General features: G+C 50.4%; 16 protein-coding genes. 15 read left to right on the top strand and 1 reads right to left on the bottom strand.

What is annotated here, in order from left to right; all coding sequences use genetic code 11:
* Window positions 1-11 precede the first annotated feature (11 nt).
* The 8 genes from I8J30_RS02565 to I8J30_RS02530 all read left to right on the top strand — a co-directional run bounded on the left by I8J30_RS02565 (window position 12) and on the right by I8J30_RS02530 (window position 10,919).
* The gene (locus I8J30_RS02565) at window positions 12-1,025 is read left to right on the top strand and encodes a ThiF family adenylyltransferase (protein WP_338044776.1); all 1,014 of its coding nucleotides are present in this window, start codon (window positions 12-14) and stop codon (window positions 1,023-1,025) included.
* An 18-nt stretch (window positions 1,026-1,043) separates the two neighbouring features.
* Window positions 1,044-1,661: a thiamine phosphate synthase gene (gene thiE / locus I8J30_RS02560; RefSeq protein WP_210655112.1), complete on the top strand. Its 618-nt coding sequence runs from the start codon at window positions 1,044-1,046 to the stop codon at window positions 1,659-1,661.
* A 10-nt stretch (window positions 1,662-1,671) separates the two neighbouring features.
* On the top strand, window positions 1,672-1,869 hold the full coding sequence (gene thiS / locus I8J30_RS02555) for a sulfur carrier protein ThiS (RefSeq protein ID WP_210655110.1): 198 nt from the start codon (window positions 1,672-1,674) through the stop codon (window positions 1,867-1,869).
* An 8-nt stretch (window positions 1,870-1,877) separates the two neighbouring features.
* On the top strand, window positions 1,878-2,657 hold the full coding sequence (locus tag I8J30_RS02550) for a thiazole synthase (RefSeq protein ID WP_210655108.1): 780 nt from the start codon (window positions 1,878-1,880) through the stop codon (window positions 2,655-2,657).
* 42 nt (window positions 2,658-2,699) lie between these two features.
* Window positions 2,700-3,812, top strand: coding sequence for a glycine oxidase ThiO (gene thiO, locus I8J30_RS02545; RefSeq protein WP_210655106.1), 1,113 nt, complete (start codon window positions 2,700-2,702; stop codon window positions 3,810-3,812).
* A gap of 458 nt (window positions 3,813-4,270) precedes the next feature.
* Entirely contained in the window at window positions 4,271-8,737 is a 4,467-nt protein-coding gene (locus I8J30_RS02540) for an S-layer homology domain-containing protein (protein WP_210655104.1), read from the top strand.
* Window positions 8,738-8,827: 90 nt separating this feature from the next.
* Window positions 8,828-9,928: a peptidylprolyl isomerase gene (locus I8J30_RS02535; RefSeq protein ID WP_210655102.1), complete on the top strand. Its 1,101-nt coding sequence runs from the start codon at window positions 8,828-8,830 to the stop codon at window positions 9,926-9,928.
* Between the two features lie 79 nt (window positions 9,929-10,007).
* Window positions 10,008-10,919: an exopolyphosphatase gene (locus I8J30_RS02530; protein WP_210655100.1), complete on the top strand. Its 912-nt coding sequence runs from the start codon at window positions 10,008-10,010 to the stop codon at window positions 10,917-10,919.
* 256 nt (window positions 10,920-11,175) lie between these two features.
* Here the strand turns inward: I8J30_RS02530 and I8J30_RS02525 are convergent, their stop codons facing one another.
* Complete coding sequence (locus I8J30_RS02525; protein WP_210655099.1) at window positions 11,176-12,468, bottom strand: homocysteine synthase; 1,293 nt, start codon at window positions 12,466-12,468, stop codon at window positions 11,176-11,178.
* A 180-nt stretch (window positions 12,469-12,648) separates the two neighbouring features.
* Between I8J30_RS02525 and I8J30_RS02520 the strand changes: the two genes are divergently transcribed.
* The 7 genes from I8J30_RS02520 to I8J30_RS02490 all read left to right on the top strand — a co-directional run bounded on the left by I8J30_RS02520 (window position 12,649) and on the right by I8J30_RS02490 (window position 20,192).
* Window positions 12,649-13,758, top strand: coding sequence for a winged helix DNA-binding domain-containing protein (locus I8J30_RS02520; RefSeq protein WP_210655097.1), 1,110 nt, complete (start codon window positions 12,649-12,651; stop codon window positions 13,756-13,758).
* A 20-nt stretch (window positions 13,759-13,778) separates the two neighbouring features.
* The gene (locus tag I8J30_RS02515; RefSeq protein WP_210655095.1) at window positions 13,779-14,567 is read left to right on the top strand and encodes a GNAT family N-acetyltransferase; all 789 of its coding nucleotides are present in this window, start codon (window positions 13,779-13,781) and stop codon (window positions 14,565-14,567) included.
* A gap of 50 nt (window positions 14,568-14,617) precedes the next feature.
* Window positions 14,618-15,040: a DUF421 domain-containing protein gene (locus I8J30_RS02510; protein WP_240547742.1), complete on the top strand. Its 423-nt coding sequence runs from the start codon at window positions 14,618-14,620 to the stop codon at window positions 15,038-15,040.
* A gap of 220 nt (window positions 15,041-15,260) precedes the next feature.
* Complete coding sequence (locus I8J30_RS02505) at window positions 15,261-17,363, top strand: multicopper oxidase family protein (RefSeq protein ID WP_210655092.1); 2,103 nt, start codon at window positions 15,261-15,263, stop codon at window positions 17,361-17,363.
* 126 nt (window positions 17,364-17,489) lie between these two features.
* Window positions 17,490-18,440, top strand: a complete 951-nt coding sequence (locus I8J30_RS02500) for a helix-turn-helix domain-containing protein (protein ID WP_240547741.1) — start codon at window positions 17,490-17,492, stop codon at window positions 18,438-18,440.
* A 144-nt stretch (window positions 18,441-18,584) separates the two neighbouring features.
* On the top strand, window positions 18,585-19,424 hold the full coding sequence (locus I8J30_RS02495) for an MBL fold metallo-hydrolase (protein WP_210655090.1): 840 nt from the start codon (window positions 18,585-18,587) through the stop codon (window positions 19,422-19,424).
* An 81-nt stretch (window positions 19,425-19,505) separates the two neighbouring features.
* Entirely contained in the window at window positions 19,506-20,192 is a 687-nt protein-coding gene (locus I8J30_RS02490; protein WP_210655088.1) for an orotidine 5'-phosphate decarboxylase / HUMPS family protein, read from the top strand.
* The last annotated feature ends 2 nt before the right edge of the window (window positions 20,193-20,194 follow it).

Raw genomic sequence — 20,194 nt, 5'->3', positions numbered from 1 at the left:
GGGTCGGACAGGTGAATGAACGATATTCCAGGCAGATGCTGTTTGCGCCTATCGGGGAAGCCGGTCAGCAGAAGCTGAAGGAAAGCGCGGTCTTAATTGTTGGCATGGGCGCGCTGGGCACCGTGCTGGCTAACCATATGGTAAGAGCCGGCGTGGGCTTGGTGCGGTTTGTGGACCGCGATTATGTGGAGCAGAGCAACTTGCAGCGGCAAATGTTATTTGATGAGGAAGATGTCCGGCAAGGATATCCCAAGGTTATAGCGGCAGAGAAGAAATTGCGCAAAATCAACTCCGATGTCCGGCTCGAAGCGATCGTGGCCGATGTCACCGTTCATAATATGGAATCCCTCCTGGTGGGAATCGATTTGGTGCTCGATGGGACGGATAATTTTCAAACGAGATTTCTGCTCAATGATGCATGCTTCAAGAAAGGCATTCCGTTTACGTATGGAGGTGCGGTCAGCTCGCGGGGGATGAGCGCGATTCTGGTTCCGGGGAGCACGCCTTGCCTGCGCTGCTTCATTCAATCCGCCGATGCCAGCGGGCAAACCTGCGATACGATCGGCGTCATTGCGCCTGTCGTCGATATTGTCGCTTCCTATCAAGCCGTCGAAGCGATGAAGGTTCTCGTCGGCGCGCATGACAAACGCAGAAACAGCCTGGTGACCTTCGATCTGTGGGCGAATCACTATTACGATATGAAGCTTGGCGAGCCGCGAAACAACTGCCCATGCTGCCAGTTAAAGCAATATCCCGCTCTGGATCGGGCGGAACAAGACTCGGCGATCTCCTTGTGCGGACGAGAAACGGTGCAAATGGCCGGGAATGGCCCAATCGATTTGGAGATATGGCGAGCGCGGCTAGAGCCTGCAGTGGTGCAGGTGAGCGTGAATGCTTATTTGCTTCGGGCGGAGCTGCCGGAGGGAGAGAGACTGGTGCTTTTCCCGGATGGACGTGTATTTGTGCAGGGAACGGATGATTTGGTTCGCGCCAAGATTTTGTATGCCCGCTATATCGGAGCTTAATAGGGAGGGAATAGTAGAATGAAAGAGTTTCGTTTATATGCGATTACTGGCGAGCAGTTCCACCCGGGCAGGGACATGATCGAAGTCATGGAGGAAGCGATTCTCGGCGGCGTGGATATCATTCAGCTGCGGGATAAAACAAGCGGTAAACCGGAGCTGCTGCAGAAAGCGAAGGCGCTTAGGGAGCTGACTCGGAAGCATGGCGTTACGTTTATCGTGAACGACCACATCGACGTTGCGATGGAGGTCGACGCGGATGGCATTCATCTGGGTCAAGATGATGTGCCGCTGCACGAAGCAAGACGGATCGTTGGCGACAAAATCATCGGCATCTCGACGCACAAGCTAGAAGAAGCGTTGCAGGCAGAACGAGACGGAGCGGATTATATCGGCGTCGGTCCCGTCTTCGCTACGAAGACCAAAGTCGATGTCGTTGATCCGGTAGGCGTATCGTATGTACGCGATGTCGCTGCCAACATCCGCATTCCTTTTGTCGCAATTGGCGGCATTAAACTTGGCAACGTAGATGAAGTACTGGCTGCCGGAGCTACGCGTATCTGCGTGGTTAGCGGAATCGTAGGGAGCAGCGATGTGCGCGGGACTTGCGAAGCGTTCCTCGGGAAGCTGAATAAATAGGGGTGAGCGTATGGTGCTTGTAATTAACGGACAGAAACAGGAGCTGGAAGTTCGGACGATCCAAGATGTCATTGCCCATTACGGGTTAGCCGGCAAGCCGATCGTGGTTGAGGCGGACGGGGCTGTTCTTACGGCCGCGCAATGGGAGACCGCAACCGTTCGTCCGGACATGCGAATCGAGCTAGTACATTTTGTCGGAGGAGGTTGACGGATCGAATGAAGCAGGATGTGTTCAAGATTGGCGGCCGTGAATTATCTTCTCGTTTCTTTATCGGTACAGGACTTTTTCCTAATCCCTATGTGCAAATGGAAGCGATCAAAGCTTCGGGTGCCGAGGTGCTGACCTTTGCCATTCGCCGCATTAACTTAGAATCAACGGAGGACGATTCCATCCTTCAGCATTTGCAGGATGGCGAATATATCTATCTTCCTAATACGTCCGGTGCGAGGACGGCGGATGAAGCGGTTCGTATTGCCCGATTGGCCCGTGCTTCCGGCCTAAGCGACTGGATTAAAGTCGAAATTAGCGCGAACGAGCGCACGCTGCTGCCGGATCCGATCGAAACCTTGAAAGCGACCGAGATTCTCGTCAAGGAAGGGTTTACGGTGCTTCCTTATATCACGGATGATCCGATTATGTGCAAAAGACTTGAAGAAGCGGGCGCAGCGGCCGTTATGCCGGGTGCAGCGCCGATCGGAACCGGACTTGGCATACTGAATCCCTATCATCTAAGCCTGATCGTTGAAGATGCGCAAGTGCCGATCATCGTGGATGCCGGCCTTGGTTCGGTGAGCGATGTCACGCAAGCGATGGAGCTAGGGGTATCGGCTGTACTGATGAACACGCCTGTTGCCAAAGCGAGAAATCCCGTCGGCATGGCGCAAGCGATGAGAATGGGCATCGAAGCAGGCCGCCTTGCTTATCTATCGGGCAGAATTGAGAAGAAGCGGTATGCGTCGGCGAGCAGCGGGTTGGATGCGTATAAATTGAAATAAGCGAGCCGGAACGAGTGAGAGCTTGGGAGAGTTGGGTTGGAAATGAAAGAGAGCATTGTGGTCATGGGAGGCGGCGTCATCGGGTTATCCTGCGCACTGGAGCTGCAGCAGCGGGGACATCAGGTCACGGTTCTGGAAATCAATCGCTGCGGAGGTCAGGCATCCGGCGCTGCTGCCGGCATGCTGGCGCCATATTCCGAGAATGTGGAAGGCTCCGATGCTTTTTTTCGGTTTTGCTTAGAAAGTCTGCAGCTGTATCCCGAATGGCAAGCAGGCGTGAAGGAGATTTCCGGGCAGACCTTCGAATACACGAACTCCGGCAGTCTCTATATTGCTTATCATGATGCGGATTTGCTGGCACTGGAAGGCAGATTGCTGTGGCAGAGTCAGTACGGTTCTTCCGGCAGTATAGTCGAGGGTGATGCGCTGCTTCGCCTGGAGCCCCATCTGTCGACGAATGTAAGGGCTGCGCTGCATACGCCGGAGGAGAGCCATCTCTATGCCCCTCATTATGTCAAAGCATTGGAGCAAGCTTGCCGCGTGTTAGGGGTATGTATCCATGAGAATCTCCAGCGGGTCAGCGTTGATGAGTGGGAGAGCGAGATACGCATCCAATCAGCAGATGGACGCTATTTCAATGGCGATCGCTTACTGGTTTGCTCAGGAGTATGGGCGCAAGAGCTGTCAGATACATTCGGCATCCAAATTCCCGTATATCCGATTCGCGGACAAATTTGTGCGTATGAAGTAGAAGCAAAGCCGGTCCGGCACATGGTCTTCGGCAATCAGGGGTATCTGGTGGCAAAAGAAAACGGGACCGTCGTGTGCGGTGCTTCCGAGGATGTTGCCGGCTTCGATACTACCGTAACGGCCAAGGGAATCGAGCGGCTTACAAGATGGAACAAGAAGGTTTTCCCTTTTCTCGGCGAGCGGGAGCCGTTTCATCGCTGGGCCGGATTGCGCCCTTCCACGCAGGATGGATTCCCGCTGATCGGTGCAATCGACAGCACGGACCGCGTCGTGTTTGCGGTCGGGCATTACCGCAACGGCATTCTGCTCAGTCCGGCAACCGCCAAGCTGGCTGCGGACTGGGTCGAAGGGAAGCGGGAAGCGGCGGGAGATTATGACGCTTTCTTACCGGGGCGGTTTTCCTAAACGGAATAGAGCAATCATTAGTCAGTACGTTTACTTATTTGATCGATCGTATGAGGCAAGACTTTCACATTCAGTTGTGGAGTCTTGCCTTTTTGCTTTTGCTGGGATATTGCGAGCCTAACGTTCGAATCCATGTATAAATCCGACTACATTGTTTTTCGTCATATAAACGTTAATGGGGTCATGCTGCTTCGTAGTTTACATACGGTGATCAACTATATGATAAATAGGCTGGTGAAGAAATGGTGCACCGTTATGAAATCGCTCACATTTCTTCATCTCGACTATCCATTAAAAGGAGAGATCGTTAAATGGTAAGGTTTAACAAGGTCATCAAGTTATTCTGTATACTTACTCTGTTTGCATCATTACTAAGTATACATCCAGTGGCAGCCGGTGCATCGTCTCTAAATACTTACTATGTGGATTCAGTTAACGGAAATGACAGCAATAGCGGATTGAGTCAAGGTCAGGCCTGGAAAACGTTAGACAAGGTAAACGGCACGGATTTTGTGCCGGGAGATCAGATTTTGTTCAAAGCAGGCGGCAGTTGGAATGGTCACTTGACCATAGATGACTCCGGTTATGGTGCAAACCGCATTACATTCGACAAATATGGTGAAGGTCCGAAACCGATTATTGCGGGAGGCGGCGTTCCGAAAACGATCTTTTTACATAATGCGGAATACGTGACGATCCGAAATCTGGAAATTACGAATGATGCGCCTGAAAATGATCACCGTTACGGAATTTTTGTGTCAAACGATACAGGCCGAACATTAAGGAGTTTGCACTTTGAGAGTTTGGATATTCACAATGTGAAAGGTAATTATGCAGGCAGCTTACGTTTTTGGTCGGCCGCGATAGGCTTCAATGCGTATAAAAGCAATTCCTCTTATGATGACTTCCTTATCGCGGACAGCCATATCTACGACAATGAAAGCCATGGCATTCAAAGCGACGGAGATGCGGCTGTCAAAGAGAGTACGTTCTATACAAACGTAGTGATCAGAAATAACTTCTTCGAAAGAAACGGAAATGGAGACATCGTTGTCGGCCTTTGCGACTCTCCTTTGATCGAATACAATACTTCCTACGATCAGGGCGGCGGCTTCGAAGGGTACGGATATACCGTTTCGATGTGGGAATGGCTCAGCAAGAACGCGGTTTTCCAAAATAACGAAGTCGCCTACACGAATCATGACCCGTTGCAAGATAACGACGACGGGGATTCGCAGGCTTTCGACGCCGACATCGCGACGGTTGACAGAGTTACGTTCCAGTACAATTACAGCCATGACAACGCGGGCGGTTTTCTGCTGGTGATGGGCAATTCCCAGGAGAACTACAAAGGTGCGACCGTGAGATACAACGTGAGCTTCAACGACCATAAAACCAACGTCAACGAAAATACGACCTTATCGATCAATCACGCGGGTTCGGAAGGATCGTACATTTACAATAACGTATTCTACAACAACATCGAAGATGAAGGAATCCATATCAAGTCGCTCGCTACTGAAACGGCTAAAATTTATTACCAGAACAATATTTTCTATGCGAACGCAGCTTCGACCTATCCATCGGCTTCCGATTCCAATAACGTTTTTGACTATAACGGCTACTTTGGAACGGGAAATATTGCGCCGGTTGAAGACTTGCACGCCGTAACCGCGGATCCGAAATTTGCCGACCCTATTCCGGCGGTTCCTACGGATGGCATGGAAGGCGCCGACGTATTCAAGTTGAGCTCGGATTCTCCGTATATCAACGCGGGAACAGTCATTGCGGATAACGGCGGCAGAGATTTCTGGGGCAATGCGCTCTATAATGGCGCTCCGGATATTGGGGCACATGAGTATGGCAGTCCCAAAGCGGAAGCGGTGACCGTAACTCTCAAACCGCTGATTATTCCTGATGCGGTAGATCCGGCTATTCACGCCGGAAGATGGTCCGTGAAAGCCGTTTCCACAGGCACGGCTTCGAATAACGAAATGAAGCAAACCCTTTCAGGTGTACAACCAAATCAGGAGTACAAGGCACAGGTTTGGGTGAAAGGCACGGGCGGGTATACGTTATCGGTCGGAGACGGAAATACCGTTATCGATCAAATAGCCTTTGAAGCTTCAAGCGAATGGACGCAAGTCCAGCTGCCCGTTAATAGCGGAAATTCCGCGACGCTGGTTTATGCGCTGACGGAGACAGGAGGAGCGGCTGGAACAGCGTACTTCGACGATGCGTTTCTGGGCGTCGCCGACGGTCCGAATTTGCTCGAAAACAACAGTTTTGAATACGGCGTAAGGCCCTGGACAATAGGCAATGTGTTCTCTCTGTACCATACTATTGCACCTATAGATCCTGATGATCCGACGCCGGAACCGGAGCCTGAACTGCCGACAACGGCGGAACAAGTGAATGATGATTTCGATAGCACCGATTTAAACGCAAGGTGGAAGTGGATTTCAGAAGATCCGTTAAAATGGAGCCTGTCCTCGAATCCGGGAAAAATGAATATCGCGAGCAGCGGAGGAGATGTCGATTCTACTAAAAACGTCTTGCTCCAATGGGCGCCTAAAGGCGATTTTACGATCGAGACCAAAATATCCGCAATCCCCACGGCGGATTGGGAACAGACCGGTCTATTGGTTTATATCGATGGCGCAAACCACATTAAACTCAACCGGGTACATGACGGCGAACTGAAATTCCAGTTTGGGTATAAGCAAGACGGCGTATGGAACAGCAGTACGTACACGAATATCAACGATTCCGACGATGATAACCCCGACTATTACCTGAAGCTGGAGAAGAGAGGCGCAACCTATACGGGGTACTACTCGCAAGACGGTACTGATTATACCAAAATAGGAAGCTATACCGTTTACTTCACCGGTAATAAACGGATCGGTCTGTATAACTGCAATGGAACGAACGTCATTGCCGATTTCGATTATTTCCGTATGACAAGCTTGGATACCAATGCAGGCGAACCGACAGCGCCGCCGACAACACCGCCGACGGTACCTAACGAAGCTCACAGCGGCGATTACGCGATCAAAGTCGACAAAAACTCGGCTGGAAGTGCCTGGAAGTCTATGGGATACAATGATATAGCGGTTACGCCGAATACCGCTTTGCAATTCAAGGCATGGGTGAAAGGAAGCGGGAAAGTTAAATTCGCATACACTGCAGATTGGGCTAAGTTTTATGAGTATGACCTGACCGCGACCGACGAATGGAAAGAAGTAATCATCGACTTTAATCCCGGAACGGATACTGTTATTAATGTCAGTATCAAAACGACGGATGCATCCAGTACGATGTTCATCGATGATGTCTTCTTGGGAACATCCGGCGGGGAGAACCTCATCAAGAACGCCAGCTTTGAAGATGGGTCGGGTCCTTGGTGGGGCGTGGAAGCTCCTTTCTCCCTCGTTGAAGTCATCGATGCAAACAGCAAACCTGAATTTTATCCGTTGAGGGACAAATCGATTCGTGAAAACAGCCCGCTGGTGTTCACGATTCATGCAACGGATAAGAATGAAAATCCATTGACTTACAGTGTGGAGAATCTGCCAGCAGGCGCTCAATTCAATGCTTCATCCCGTAAATTCAGCTGGACGCCTACGTATTCGCAAGCAGGCGTATACACGGTTACGTTTAACGTGACCGATGGAACAAGCACCGTTTCTGAAGATGTACAAATCAGCGTGCTTGACGGACCAACGCCGCCAACGATACCGTCAACGACACCGCCAACGACACCGTCCCCGCACCCCGGGACCGTGAAGATTGCAGCCATCCCCGACGGTAACGGCAAAGCTGTCGTCGAGGTGAAGGCAAACGAGATTCAGGCAGCTCTGCTTGATTCAAAAGAATCCATTGTAGAAATTATCGTTGAAGGAGCAGCATCGGCTAAAGAAGTAACCGTTAATCTGTCCGGCGATGCAGTTCAAACCGCTCTTGTCAATAAGATTAAGCAGTTCAATATCAATACCGGACTTGCCGTGATTTCGATACCGACGGAACTGTTGAAGAAGCAAGACGGAGCTTCCGGAAATGTGCAGCTTTCCGTTACGAATGTCGATTCCTCGGCACTATCGGGTGAAGCGAAAGAAGCGGTTGGAAGCCATCCGGTCTACGACTTCAACCTCAGCATCGACGGGAAGAAAATTAGCCAATTCGGGGATCAAGCCGTAACAGTGAAGCTGAACTACAAGTTGAAGTCCGGAGAAGACTCCCATCAAATCATCATTTATTACCTGAATGATAACGGCAAGCCGGAAATCGTAAAAAGCGGCAAATTCGATTCCGCAACCGGTCAAGTCACGTTCAGTACGAAGCATTTCAGCAAATTTGCAATTGCCTTTAACGAAGTCAGCTTTAACGACATTGCCAACGTAGCCTGGGCGCAAGACAGCATCGAAGCATTGGCGGCAAGAGGCATTATTAATGGCGTTGGGGGAGACAGCTTTAAACCCAACGATCAGCTGACAAGAGCAGCATTTATTACGATGCTGATGAATGCCTTTGATTTGATCGACAGTAACGCCAAAACTTCGCTAAGCGATGTGAAGAAGGATACATGGTATTCCAGTGCAATCGCATCGGCACAACAACTCGGTATTGTTCAAGGAAAAACGGACGGTACGTTTGGCGTTAATGATAAGATTTCGAGGCAGGACATGGCCGTCATGCTTTATAACGTCGGATTACTGGTAAAGGCAAGCTTTAACGGGAACGGAGAAGCAGCTTCCTTCCGCGATCAATCCGAAATCGCGGCATACGCCGTAAATGCGGTAGCGGCGATTCAACAAGCCAAGATCATCAACGGTGTAGGCAATGGGAATTTCGCACCGCGGGATGTGGCAACAAGAGCGCAAGCAGCCGTTGTCATTTGGAACATGTTTGCTAGAACGAAGTAACGTCACTGCAGAAACGATAATAGAATACTCATTCATTCAAGAGATGGCTCTTGTACTCAAAGAGCCGTCTCCTGAAAGGAGGAATTAGGCATGGGGAAGCGTGTTATAAACAAACGGAATCGTTTCAAAAATACCTATCTATGGTTATTTGTCGCAGTTATTGCGGTGTGCTGTACGGCTTTTATACTGGCAGGCAAAAGCAGTGATGAAAATTGGAAGTCCGGTGTTGTCGCTACTGTAGACGATGAGCCTATAACCGTGGAAGAGTTCATGCCCAAACTAGTAAAGCATCGCTCTGAAATATTGGCGTATTTTAAGAAGAAACACAACGTTGAACCTGATAAAGGGTTCTGGACGAGCAGTTACGATGGCGAGATACCCGGAGAAATGCTGAAAAAGGCTGCTTTGGATGAGTGTATCACGATAAAAGTGCAGCAAATCGCGGGCAAAGAAAAGGAACTGGTCAAGGATATCAGCTATTCCCAATTTCTCAAAGATCTTCATGCAGAAAATGCAAGACGGAAAACGGCTGTCGAAAATAAGAAAGTGATCTACGGTCCCGAGCAGTATACGGAAGACGTTTATTTCTCGAAATTGTTTACAGACATGACTCATAAGTTAATGGACGAAGTAAATGAACAACATCCTGTATCGGAGGAAGAGATCAAGCATTATTATGATCATGCCATCAGTGAAAACAAGTATAAGAAGATAGATCAAGTAAAGGTAGAGAAAATAGCTTTCCTATTTAAAGCCGGAGATGATAAGAGTAAGGCAGCTGCAAAGGAACTGGCTGAAGAAGCACAGCTTAAACTCGCTGACGGAGATCATGTTCAAGCTTTATCCGCTCGGTATGGCAAGAATTCCGCAATTCATATCGAATCCGGCGAACAAATTTTTGATTCTACGACCAGTCATGACGATTATATGCCGGCAACGCATGAATTTACCGAAACTGCCGTTGGCTTAGCTGTAGGACAGGTGAGCGGGGTTTTCGAGTACAACAAAGCTTATTATGTGGTTAAATGTATCGAAAAAACAGAAGAGGGATTCAATAAACTGGAGGAAGTCAATGATTCTATCGCACAAGCCGTAAAAGAACAGAAGTTTGCCTCTTACGTTGACGATTTGGTCAAGAAGGCCACCGTTGTTATCGATAAAGAAGTATATAGCAAGCTTGAAATGTTATAGGTTGTACGCCTTCCTACTATCAGTATGATATAATAGTCCTATTGATAGGCTAATAGACCTACTACATGGAGGGATCGGGATGAGGTTAGTCACAAGATCGGATTTCGATGGATTGGTTACGGCGGTTCTGTTCAGAAAGTTAGGCATGATCGACGATATGAAGTTCGTCCATCCGAAAGATATGCAAGACGGCTTGGTCGAGATTACGAGTAACGATATATTGACGAATGTTCCTTTTATAGAAGGCTGCGGTTTATGGTTCGATCATCATGCCAGCGAGTTGAAGCGTTCGCAAGAAGAGGGATTTACATACGAAGGCGAGATCAGAATCGCGGATAGCGCTGCGAGAGTCGTTTATGATTTCTATGGGGGACGAGACAAGTTCGGTCCATTCTTCGATAGCATCATGGAAGGCGTAGACAAGGCGGATGCCGCAAAGTTTAGCAGAGAGGATATATTGAATCCGCAAGGCTGGGATTTACTTTCCTTTATAATGGACTCTCGGACCGGGCTTGGACGTTATCGCGATTTCCGTATAAGCAACTACCAGCTGATGGAGAAGTTGGTCGGGCTTTGCTTGGAACAATCGCTGGAAGAGATTATGCAGGATGAAGATGTGAGACAACGTGTGGAGCGGTATTTTGAATTGGATGCGTTGTTCCGTGACATGCTTATCGCGCATACGCGTGTAGAAGGAAATGCGATCATTACCGATCTAAGAGGCGTGGAAACCATCTATCCGGGCAATCGTTTCTTGGTATACGCTCTTCATCCCGAGCAGAACGTATCGCTGTGGATTGTGGACGGGTTCCAGAAACAAAATTGTGCGATCGCTTGCGGACATAGCATCGTGAATCGGTCATGCGGCGTTCAGGTCGGATACTTAATGAGAGAATTCGGCGGCGGCGGACATGAAGCTGCCGGAACTTGCCAAGTATCGTACGAATCCGCGGATGAAGCCATCGAAGCTATTATTCAACGATTTAATTGAGATGGATTGATATAACCACCTCAACGACGCGAATCAATTGTATGCAATGTCTCCATTATTATGTTACTTGGGACCCGAAGTTTCCCCGAGGCTGCAAAGCGTTCAAGTTCAAATCGTCCGCGATGCCCAGTGCTGCCGTTCTCACTTCATCCGGCAAGCCATGCATGAACTTCGAGGCGAAGCTGAAATAGTTAAAATAAAGGGCATCGATCCTATTGCGATCGATGCCCTATTCTATTACTCGCAAGCTTAGCGATTATTGCTGGCTCGCTTTAATCGCTTGATCCAGATCATGAAGAATATCCGCGATGCCTTCCGTACCGATGGATAAGCGAATCATCCCCGGGGAAACGCCGGTCGCAATCTGCTCCTCTTCCTTAAGCTGCGCATGCGTGGTGCTTGCCGGGTGAATAATAAGCGACTTCGAATCGCCGACGTTCGCCAAGTGGGAAAACAGCTTCACGTTTTCGATTACCTTCTTCCCCGCATTCAAACCGCCTTTAATCCCGAACGTCAGAATAGCGCCTTGGCCCTTAGGCAGATACTTTTGCGCTTTGTCGTAGGACGCATGGCTTTGCAAGCCCGGATAGCTAACCCACTCTACCGCCTCATGCGCTTCCAGAAACTGCGCCGTTGCCAGTGCGTTAGCGGAATGGCGCTCCATACGCAAGTGCAGCGTTTCCAAGCCTTGCAGCAGCATAAAGGAATTAAACGGCGATATTGCGGCTCCCATATCACGCAGCAATTGCACGCGTGCTTTAATAATATAAGCGATCGGTCCCACAGCATCCGTATACACAACGCCATTATAGCTCGGATCCGGTTCCGTCAGGCCCGGGAAGCGACCGCTTCCTTTCCAATCGAATTTACCGCCATCTACGATAATGCCGCCGATCGAAGTGCCGTGACCGCCAATGAATTTGGTTGCGGAATGAACGACAATATCAGCTCCGTATTCGATCGGGCGAAGCAGGTAGGGGCTTGGGAATGTATTATCTACAATCAGGGGAAGACCGTTCTCGTGGGCAATGGAGGCTACGGCTTCAATATCAAGCACATCTCCCTTCGGATTGCCGATGGTTTCAGCGAAGATGGCCTTTGTTCGCTCATTAATGGCACTGCGGAAATTGTCCGGGTTGCTTGGATCTACGAAATGAACTTTAATGCCAAGCTTCGGCAATGTAGTGGAAAATAAGTTATAAGTGCCGCCGTACAAACTCGCTGCAGAGACAATTTCATCTCCTGCTTCGGCAATATTCAGAATGGAGTATGTAATGGCTGCCATCCCTGAGGAAGTGGCTAATGCTGCCGGCGCGCCTTCGAGCGCTGCAATTCTTTTCTCGAATACATCTGTTGTTGGATTCATAATACGCGTGTAGATATTGCCGAATTCTTGAAGCGAGAATAAATTTGAAGCATGCTCGGAATCGCGGAACCCATATGAAGTCGTTTGGTATAGCGGTACTGCACGCGACATGGTCGCGGGATCAATCTCTTGGCCAGCGTGTACAGCTAATGTTTCTATGGAATATTTGCGTTCTTCTGCCATTTCTACAATCATCCTCCTCGAATCTGGTTTCACTACTAGTTTCTCATAGTCTGATAGAAATTTCCATCCAGGCAGACTCAAAAGGATATGAAAATAGGGAAGAGGAAATCGACGAATCGTAGAGAAGTTGTTTGCAAAGAACCGAACGAAACGATCAATGGCTGAAAAGAGGGATGAGACATGAAGAGTGATACGGTTCCGGTACTTGGAAAACGGGCTTTGAACCGTGCGCTGCTTGCCAGGCAGCAGCTGCTGAAACGAGTCGATCTGCCGGCATTGGATGCGGTTGAGCAATTAATCGGTTTGCAGGCTCAAGCTCCGCATTCCCCTTATTATGGTTTGTGGACGCGGCTCGAAGGTTTCCGGCAGGAAGAATTGAGCCGGCTGATTCAAGAACGGCAAGCAGTCCGCATGGCGCTGATGCGCTCGACCTTGCACTTGGTTTCTGCTCGCGATGCATTGAAGCTGCGTCCAGCGCTGCAACCTGTCCTTACCCGAGGACTTCAAGGCAGCTTTGGCAAAAGTCTTGTCGGTATAGATGAGAAAGAGCTTGCTGACGCAGGCCGTGCAATAGTCGAAGCGGAACCGATGACAGCAAACGAGCTTGGCAAGCGACTTAACCAGAAGTGGCCGGACAAGGATCCCGAAGCCCTCGCGGCCGCCATCCGAAATGCCGTGCCGCTGGTTCAATTGCCGCCACGCGGCGTTTGGGGCGAAAGCGGTCAAGCCATCCATACTTCCGCAGAAGCTTGGTTAGGTCAATCTCTATCACCGGAGCCGTCGGTAGAGGAGATGATTCTCCGCTATTTGTCAGCCTTTGGCCCGGCATCCGTGAAAGACATGCAGATGTGGTCGGGTTTAACGGGGCTGCGCAGCGAGTTCGAGAAGCTCCGAGCCGGGCTCGTCAACTTCCGTGACGAGATGGGAAATGAGTTGTTCGACTTGCCGAATGCACCGCGGCCCGATGCGGAGTGTTTGTCTCCACCGCGTTATCTCGGTGAGTTTGACAATATTCTGCTGTCCCATGCCGATCGCACACGGATTATCGACGATGCTTACCGTAACCGAGTGTTCACGAAGAACGGCATCATCCGATCCGTTATTCTTGTTGATGGATTTGTTAGTGGCATATGGAATCTTAATCAAGGGCGCGGAAAAGCTGTTTTAACGATTGAACCATTCAGGAAACTCACTTCACGGGAAACCGACGAACTGGCCGAAGAAGGAAGGCATTTGTTGAAATTCGCGGCCGGTGAGGAGCAAACGGCGGAGATTCAATTTACCACTTAAGAAGAGAGGGGCTGCTTGGGATGATCACGAGACCATGTCAAATCAGTGAGATTCAACATCTTGTAGAAGCCTATATTGCTGAACTGTCTTCGCCTTTCGATTCCTTTCTGGAGGAGCATATTCTGGCATCGACGTTCTACATCGTTGAAGAAGGGACAGCCGCCATCGGCTACTTTGCGATTCATCATAACGAAACGCTCACCCAGTTCTACATCAGCCGTCCCTACCGGAAGCATGCTCAGCCGTTATTTAGCAGGGTACTCGAAGAGAACTCGCTGACAACGCTATTCGTTCCGACCTGCGATGAACTGTTTTTAAGTCTGGCTATAGATAAGGATTTCAAGTTGAATAAACAAGCTTACTTCTTTCAAGACAGTCTGGCGGAGCTTTCGGAAAATCAGGGGTCAGAGGATGATTCCTTCCGCCCCGCTGAACCGGGCGATTTACGGCAAATCGAGCAGGTTTGCGGCGATTTTCTCGATCACTATGAGCGGCGTATCCATAACGGGGAACTATTCGCTTATTATCGAGGTTCATTGCTGCTTGGCATCGGAGTTATGGAGCAATCCAAACTGATTGCAGGCGTGGCCAGCATTGGGATGATGACCAATGCGCTGTTTCGGAAGCAGGGGATTGGGAGGACCATCATACTGCACATGAAAAAATGGTGTTATGAGCACAATTTAACGCCTATATGCGGCTGTTGGTATTATAATGAAGCTTCTAAATTAACATTGGAAAGCGCGGGGATGGTCACGAAGACCAGACTGCTGAATATCAAAGTCACTTCACCCAGCCGCTCCGGATAAGCAACTGACGTACGAGCAGCGGAAAAGTCCATGTGTATGGATTTGCCAAAATGATGGGACAGCGTTCCATATCGCAGCTTCGGTTCCTTGATTTCATTATCGCGCTGACTCTCGGCAATATTATTGCCCATCCGCTGTCGGATGAGCATCTCGGGCTCAAGGGATCGATGATTACGACGATTTCGCTTGTGCTGCTGTACTTAGCAGCGATCTGGCTTAGCTTGAAGGTGCCGCTGCTTAAACAATTTTTCGATCCGTCGGCGATTACCCTTATCCAGAATGGGAAGCTTGATTACCGGAATCTCTCGAAAGCGAAGCTCGCCATTGAATTCTTGTACGCAGAGTTACGCAAATCGAATGTGGAAGACATCACGAAAGTTGCTTTTGCTTCATGGGAGCCGGGCGGTACGTTGTCCGTCTTCGTCCATGCAAGGACCATGTATGGCTGGAGACGGAAATTCAGCCCGTTTTAGTGAAAAACGTGATTAGCAACCGTAGACAGCAAACTGACCGTGCAGGTACACGTGGTGCGATAGGGCAGCAGGTTAGGCGAATCGTAAGACCAGGCTCGAACGATACCCGACCCGGTTCCGACCTTAGACTGGGGGAAAACTAAACCTCAGGCTGTTAAAGCCATCCTCGAATTCCCGTAATATGTTGGCATAACTCAAGATGCCAAAGGGGATTTGTTCGATGTATGCTTTACTTTATGGGCTGGATGCCCTCGCTACGGTATTACTGGTAGTCTTCGGCTGGATGGCCGGAGGCAAAGCAGGCCGACTTGTTTACAGCTCGTCGTACAAGAAGCTGAAACATAAATCAAGAACCATTATGGTGTTGTTCAGTCTATCTGTGCTGGCGTTCGCAGGTAAAATCTTCATTGCGCAGCAGATCTACACAAAATTTGGCTGGCTATTCTCGCAAGATCGCATTCTCCTCCAGCTTCCGCCTCTTCTGATGGCAGTGCTGGCAAGCGTTGTCTACGGCATTCCACGAATCGTCCGCATCTTGCGGTTGTCGGCCGAGAATCAAGATACGCCCCTCGATGCGGCAGCCTATCGTCTGGCAGGCGACTCCTCTCTGATCATTCCGTTCAAAGCAATCAAATACACCGCATTGGCAAGTTTGTTTTTCTATTTCGTTCCGGTTGTCCCGATTAGATGGTTGGACGCGGCGGCGGTTCTACTCGTACTGCTGGTGTTCATCACGATTATGGTTTACCGTGTGCTTAATCGCAGCAAGAGCATTCATCAACATGAGAATTGGGTTCCTCTGGGACGTAAGCTGCGTGTGGCCAAAGGAGTTGCCGAAATCCTGATCATGATGCTGATCGTCGTCGGTGGCTGGATGTATGAAAGGAATGTAAGCCGTCTCCCGGAAACGATGAGCATGATGACCGGATCAGCCGATTTCGGCGGAGGTAGTGGAAGTGCGAACGCTCATCAGCATGCTGTAACTACGGGCGGGAAAGCCGATGTCAGCGTGGAGACGTTAACCGGCCCCGAAGAGGGAGAACCGGATCGCCGATTCACGCTGACGGCAGAGAAGAAGCTGGTTCGAAGCAGCTCGGGCAAAATGGTGGAGGCATGGACGTATAACGGTCAAATTCCCGGACCGGAGCTGCGGATGCGGCAAGGGGAACTGATCGAAGTTACATTGATCAATAACAACGTTGATGTAGGCGTTACGTTACACTGGCATGGCCTGGATGTTCCCAATGCGGAGGATGGCGTCGCAGGCGCGACCCAGAATGCGGTCATGCCGGGGCAGATGCATACGTATCGATTCATCGCGGAACAAACCGGTACCTTCTGGTACCATTCTCACCAAGACTCAGCCGAGGCGGTGAAGAAAGGGTTGTTCGGTGCATTAGTGGTGGAGGATCCTGCTGATGCTGCAACTAAGTATGGAATTGATCGGACGATCTTGACCTATTCGTTAAAGAATAGCGGATTCTCCTTTGGCGAAGGGGCGGATGCGAAGCTCCTCGAACATGTGCAGGCTGATCCGGGCACGCCGGTGCGGCTGCGCCTGATTAATACCGAGAACTGGGTGCAGCGCGCATTCACCGTTGTAGGCGTTCCTTTTCAAGTAGCGGCGATCGATGGTACGGAACTAAACGGACCAACGGATTTGAGCAGCAATACGCGGCTTGAAGTAACGACATGCGGCCGGTATGACGTGACCTTCGTAATGCCGGAGACGCCGGTCTTTATTAACATCGGCGATGATGCTAAGAAAGGCATTCTCTTTAGCCAGAAGGGCAATGGCGAACCTCTTGATTTGCCAGAGAGCATTACGATATTCGATCCTTCCGTTTACGGAACACCGGAAGTGCTGCCATTTGGTTTAGACAGTCGCTTCGACAGAGAGTTTCTGATGGTCCTGGATAATCAATTCAGTTTCTATAACGGCAGCTTCGGCGCCTTGTACACCATCAATGGCAAGCTGTTCCCGAATACGCCGATGTACATGGTTAAACAGGGGGATTTGGTCAAAACAACCATTGTTAACCGCGGCATGGTCGAGCATCCCATGCATTTGCACGGTCATCATATGCTGGTATTGAGCCGTAACGGCAAGTCGGTAAGCGGCAGTCCGTGGTGGTCCGATACGCTGTATGTCGGCCCGGGCGAGCGATATGAGGTTGCGTTTCTAGCGGATAATCCAGGGATATGGATGGATCATTGTCACAATCTGGATCACGCCAAGGTTGGCATGTCGATGCATCTCGCCTATGAAGGGATTACGACACCCTTTGCACTTGGGACGGAATCGCATAATCACCCCGAATAGGATGGATTCAACCGTCAGTTGAATTGACGCGTTCAACTGACTATTGATAGAGTAGAGCCACCGAGCGTGCTATGCTGATTGCAGGCAGTGCGCACTGTACAATCGAATAAGCGGAGGCGTTCTACAATGGAAATGCGTAAGATCGGTGCTTTCATCTCCAGTCTAAGAAAAGAAAAAGGGATGACGCAGGCGGAATTCGCCGAGCGTTTGGGAATAAGTCATCAAGCCGTATCAAAGTGGGAGCGCGGCGAGTCGCTGCCTGATATCGGGATGCTGCCGGCGATCAGCCGGTTGCTCGAAACGTCCATTGATGAGCTGCTGGCCGGTGAAAGCCGGATTGTGCTTGCGCAGGAAACAGCATCCGCGCAGGCTGCTGCAGGTGAAGAGCTTCGCAGTATCGAGAAAACTCAGGAAATAGAAGGATCAGATGAAGAAGTAGAAGATAGTGAGCCTGCCGAAGCTCAGGACGAAGAGCAGGACGAAGAGCAGGAGTATGGTTCGGACGCATCCGATGATGATGATGATGGCTCGCATCCGAGTTTGCACGCGATTTTGCAGCTTGCACCGTTTCTGGGGAGCGACACGATTGATGAGATGCTCCGTTACGTAGAGGAAGGTCGTCTGAGCGCCGACGCCATTCAGGGCTTGGCACCTTTTATAAGCAAAGGCTCATTAGCCCGTTTGGTGGATAAGGCCATTGTCGGAACGTTCGACATGCGGCAGCTCGTAGGACTCGCACCTTTCCTGGACACCGAACAAATCGACCGGCTTGTCCGGCAAGCCGAGGAAGGCACGGTCGATTGGGATATCGTTCAAGCGTTGGCGCCTTTTATTAGCCGGGATACGCTGGACCGATTAGTTGATCGCATTGCCGACGGTGGCATCGATGCCGGCCGAATTGTTGGACTCGCCCCGTTCCTATCGAAGGGGAGTATGGAGAAGCTGCTGTTGCATGTGGAGTCCGGATTCCTGGGTGCCGATATTCTCTCCGCTATAGCGCCATTCATTCATAAAGATGCGCTGGAGAGACTGGTCCGAGGCATGCTGGAGAAGACGCTGACGCGTTCAGCCGAATAAGGGGATGGTCATCTGCCATTCTGCGAAATTAATTAGCCAGGGCTCCTTACGACGGAGTCCTGGCTTTTTCAAGTGAGAAGGTTTACTTGTATCCAGTGTAGAAGATGAAGGAGTACGGATCTTGAATAACGGAGGAGAAGAAACATGAATATCCCTAACGTACGTACAGGTGAGGCGCTAATTCGGGAGATTGACGAAACCCGTGTTCCATACGGCATGCTCGCCATTTGGTTTCTTGGGCAGGTCAGTGTCATTGTCAAAGGGGGCGATAAGATCGTTTATATCGATCCGTATTTGGCTGATTCTCCATATCGGCGGTTTCAGCCGCCCCTTCGCCCGGAGGAGGCGGCGAACGCCGACTGCGTGCTTATAACACACGATCATATCGATCATTTGGATCCGGATACGATACCCGGGATGGCGAAGAACCGCAGCGATACGGTATATGTGGCGCCGGGATACTGCCTCGATGCACTCGCTGAATTCGGCGTGTCACCGGAGCGGCGTATTCATGCGATAACAGGCGAATGGCGGGAGCTCAAAGGTTTTCGCTACAAACCGATTCCGGCGGCTCATGAAGAATTGGAGTACGATTCCGCGCTTGATCACCGGTTCGTCGGCTATGTGCTGAACTTAAACGGGGTGACGTTTTATCATGCGGGCGATACGACGGTTTATCCCGGACTCGTTGATACCGTGAAAGCAGAAAACGTCGACTGCGCGCTTCTGCCGATTAACGGACGCGATCCGTTCCGGCTCGCGCGTAATATCGTCGGCAACATGAACTTCCGCGAGGCTGCCGAGTTTGCGGTCGCGGCCGGGATCGATACCGTTATTCCGGCGCATTACGACATGTTCGAGGGGAACACGGAGCATCCGGGACATTTCATCGACTATTTGCACGAGAATTTCCCTACTCAGAAGAGTCATGTAATGGCGCGATTTGAGAGGTATGTGTACGTGTCCGGCCGCGCGTTGAAATAACAAACAAGGGGAATTCATACGGAAAGAGCAGCGTTCCCATTTATAGGCAGTTACACGATAGAAGGGGAGGATACGACTATCATGGAGCCGATCGTACAAATTTCACTGGATTTGACTACCATCAAGGAAGCATTGGCAATGGCCGAGATTGCCGTAGAAGCAGGCGTGGATTGGATTGAAGCAGGGACGCCGCTGTTGCTTGGGGAGGGTCTTCATGCAGTTGCGGCAATACGCCAAGCTTTCCCGGATCACCCGATCGTGGCCGATCTGAAAACGATGGATGGCGGCTATCTTGAAGCCGAAATGATGGCAAAAGCCGGAGCTACTCACGTAGTCGTCATGGGCGTGGCTCATCCGGCGACGATTCGTGCCGTTGTTAAGGCAGCCCGCGATTACGGTATCCAGGTAATGGGCGATATTATGGCTTCTCCGGATCCTGTGGCATGCGCGACAATGTTGGAAGAAAATGGGGTCGACTTCATTATCGTCCATACCGGTTTCGATGAGCGCGGCGAAGATAAGGAACGTACGCCGTACGATCATCTGGCTGCCGTAGTCGAAGCGGTGAAGGTACCTGTACAGGCGGTTGGCGGACTTACGATCGACCAAGCCGCCGACATGCCGAAGAATGGCGCCCCGCTGGTCGTAATCGGCGCTCCCCTCGTCATCGATAAGCAAGAGTTCAAACCAAGCCAAGACCGTGAGCAGTTGAAAGGGATCTTGCAGCAATTCGTGTCCCGCGTCAAAGCGAATCGGATGGAGGGGTGAGG

It is taken from the genome of Paenibacillus lignilyticus (assembly GCF_017942085.1).
Taxonomy (GTDB): Bacteria; Bacillota; Bacilli; order Paenibacillales; family Paenibacillaceae; genus Paenibacillus_Z; species Paenibacillus_Z lignilyticus.
This window is presented reverse-complemented; position numbering and strand designations above follow the sequence as displayed.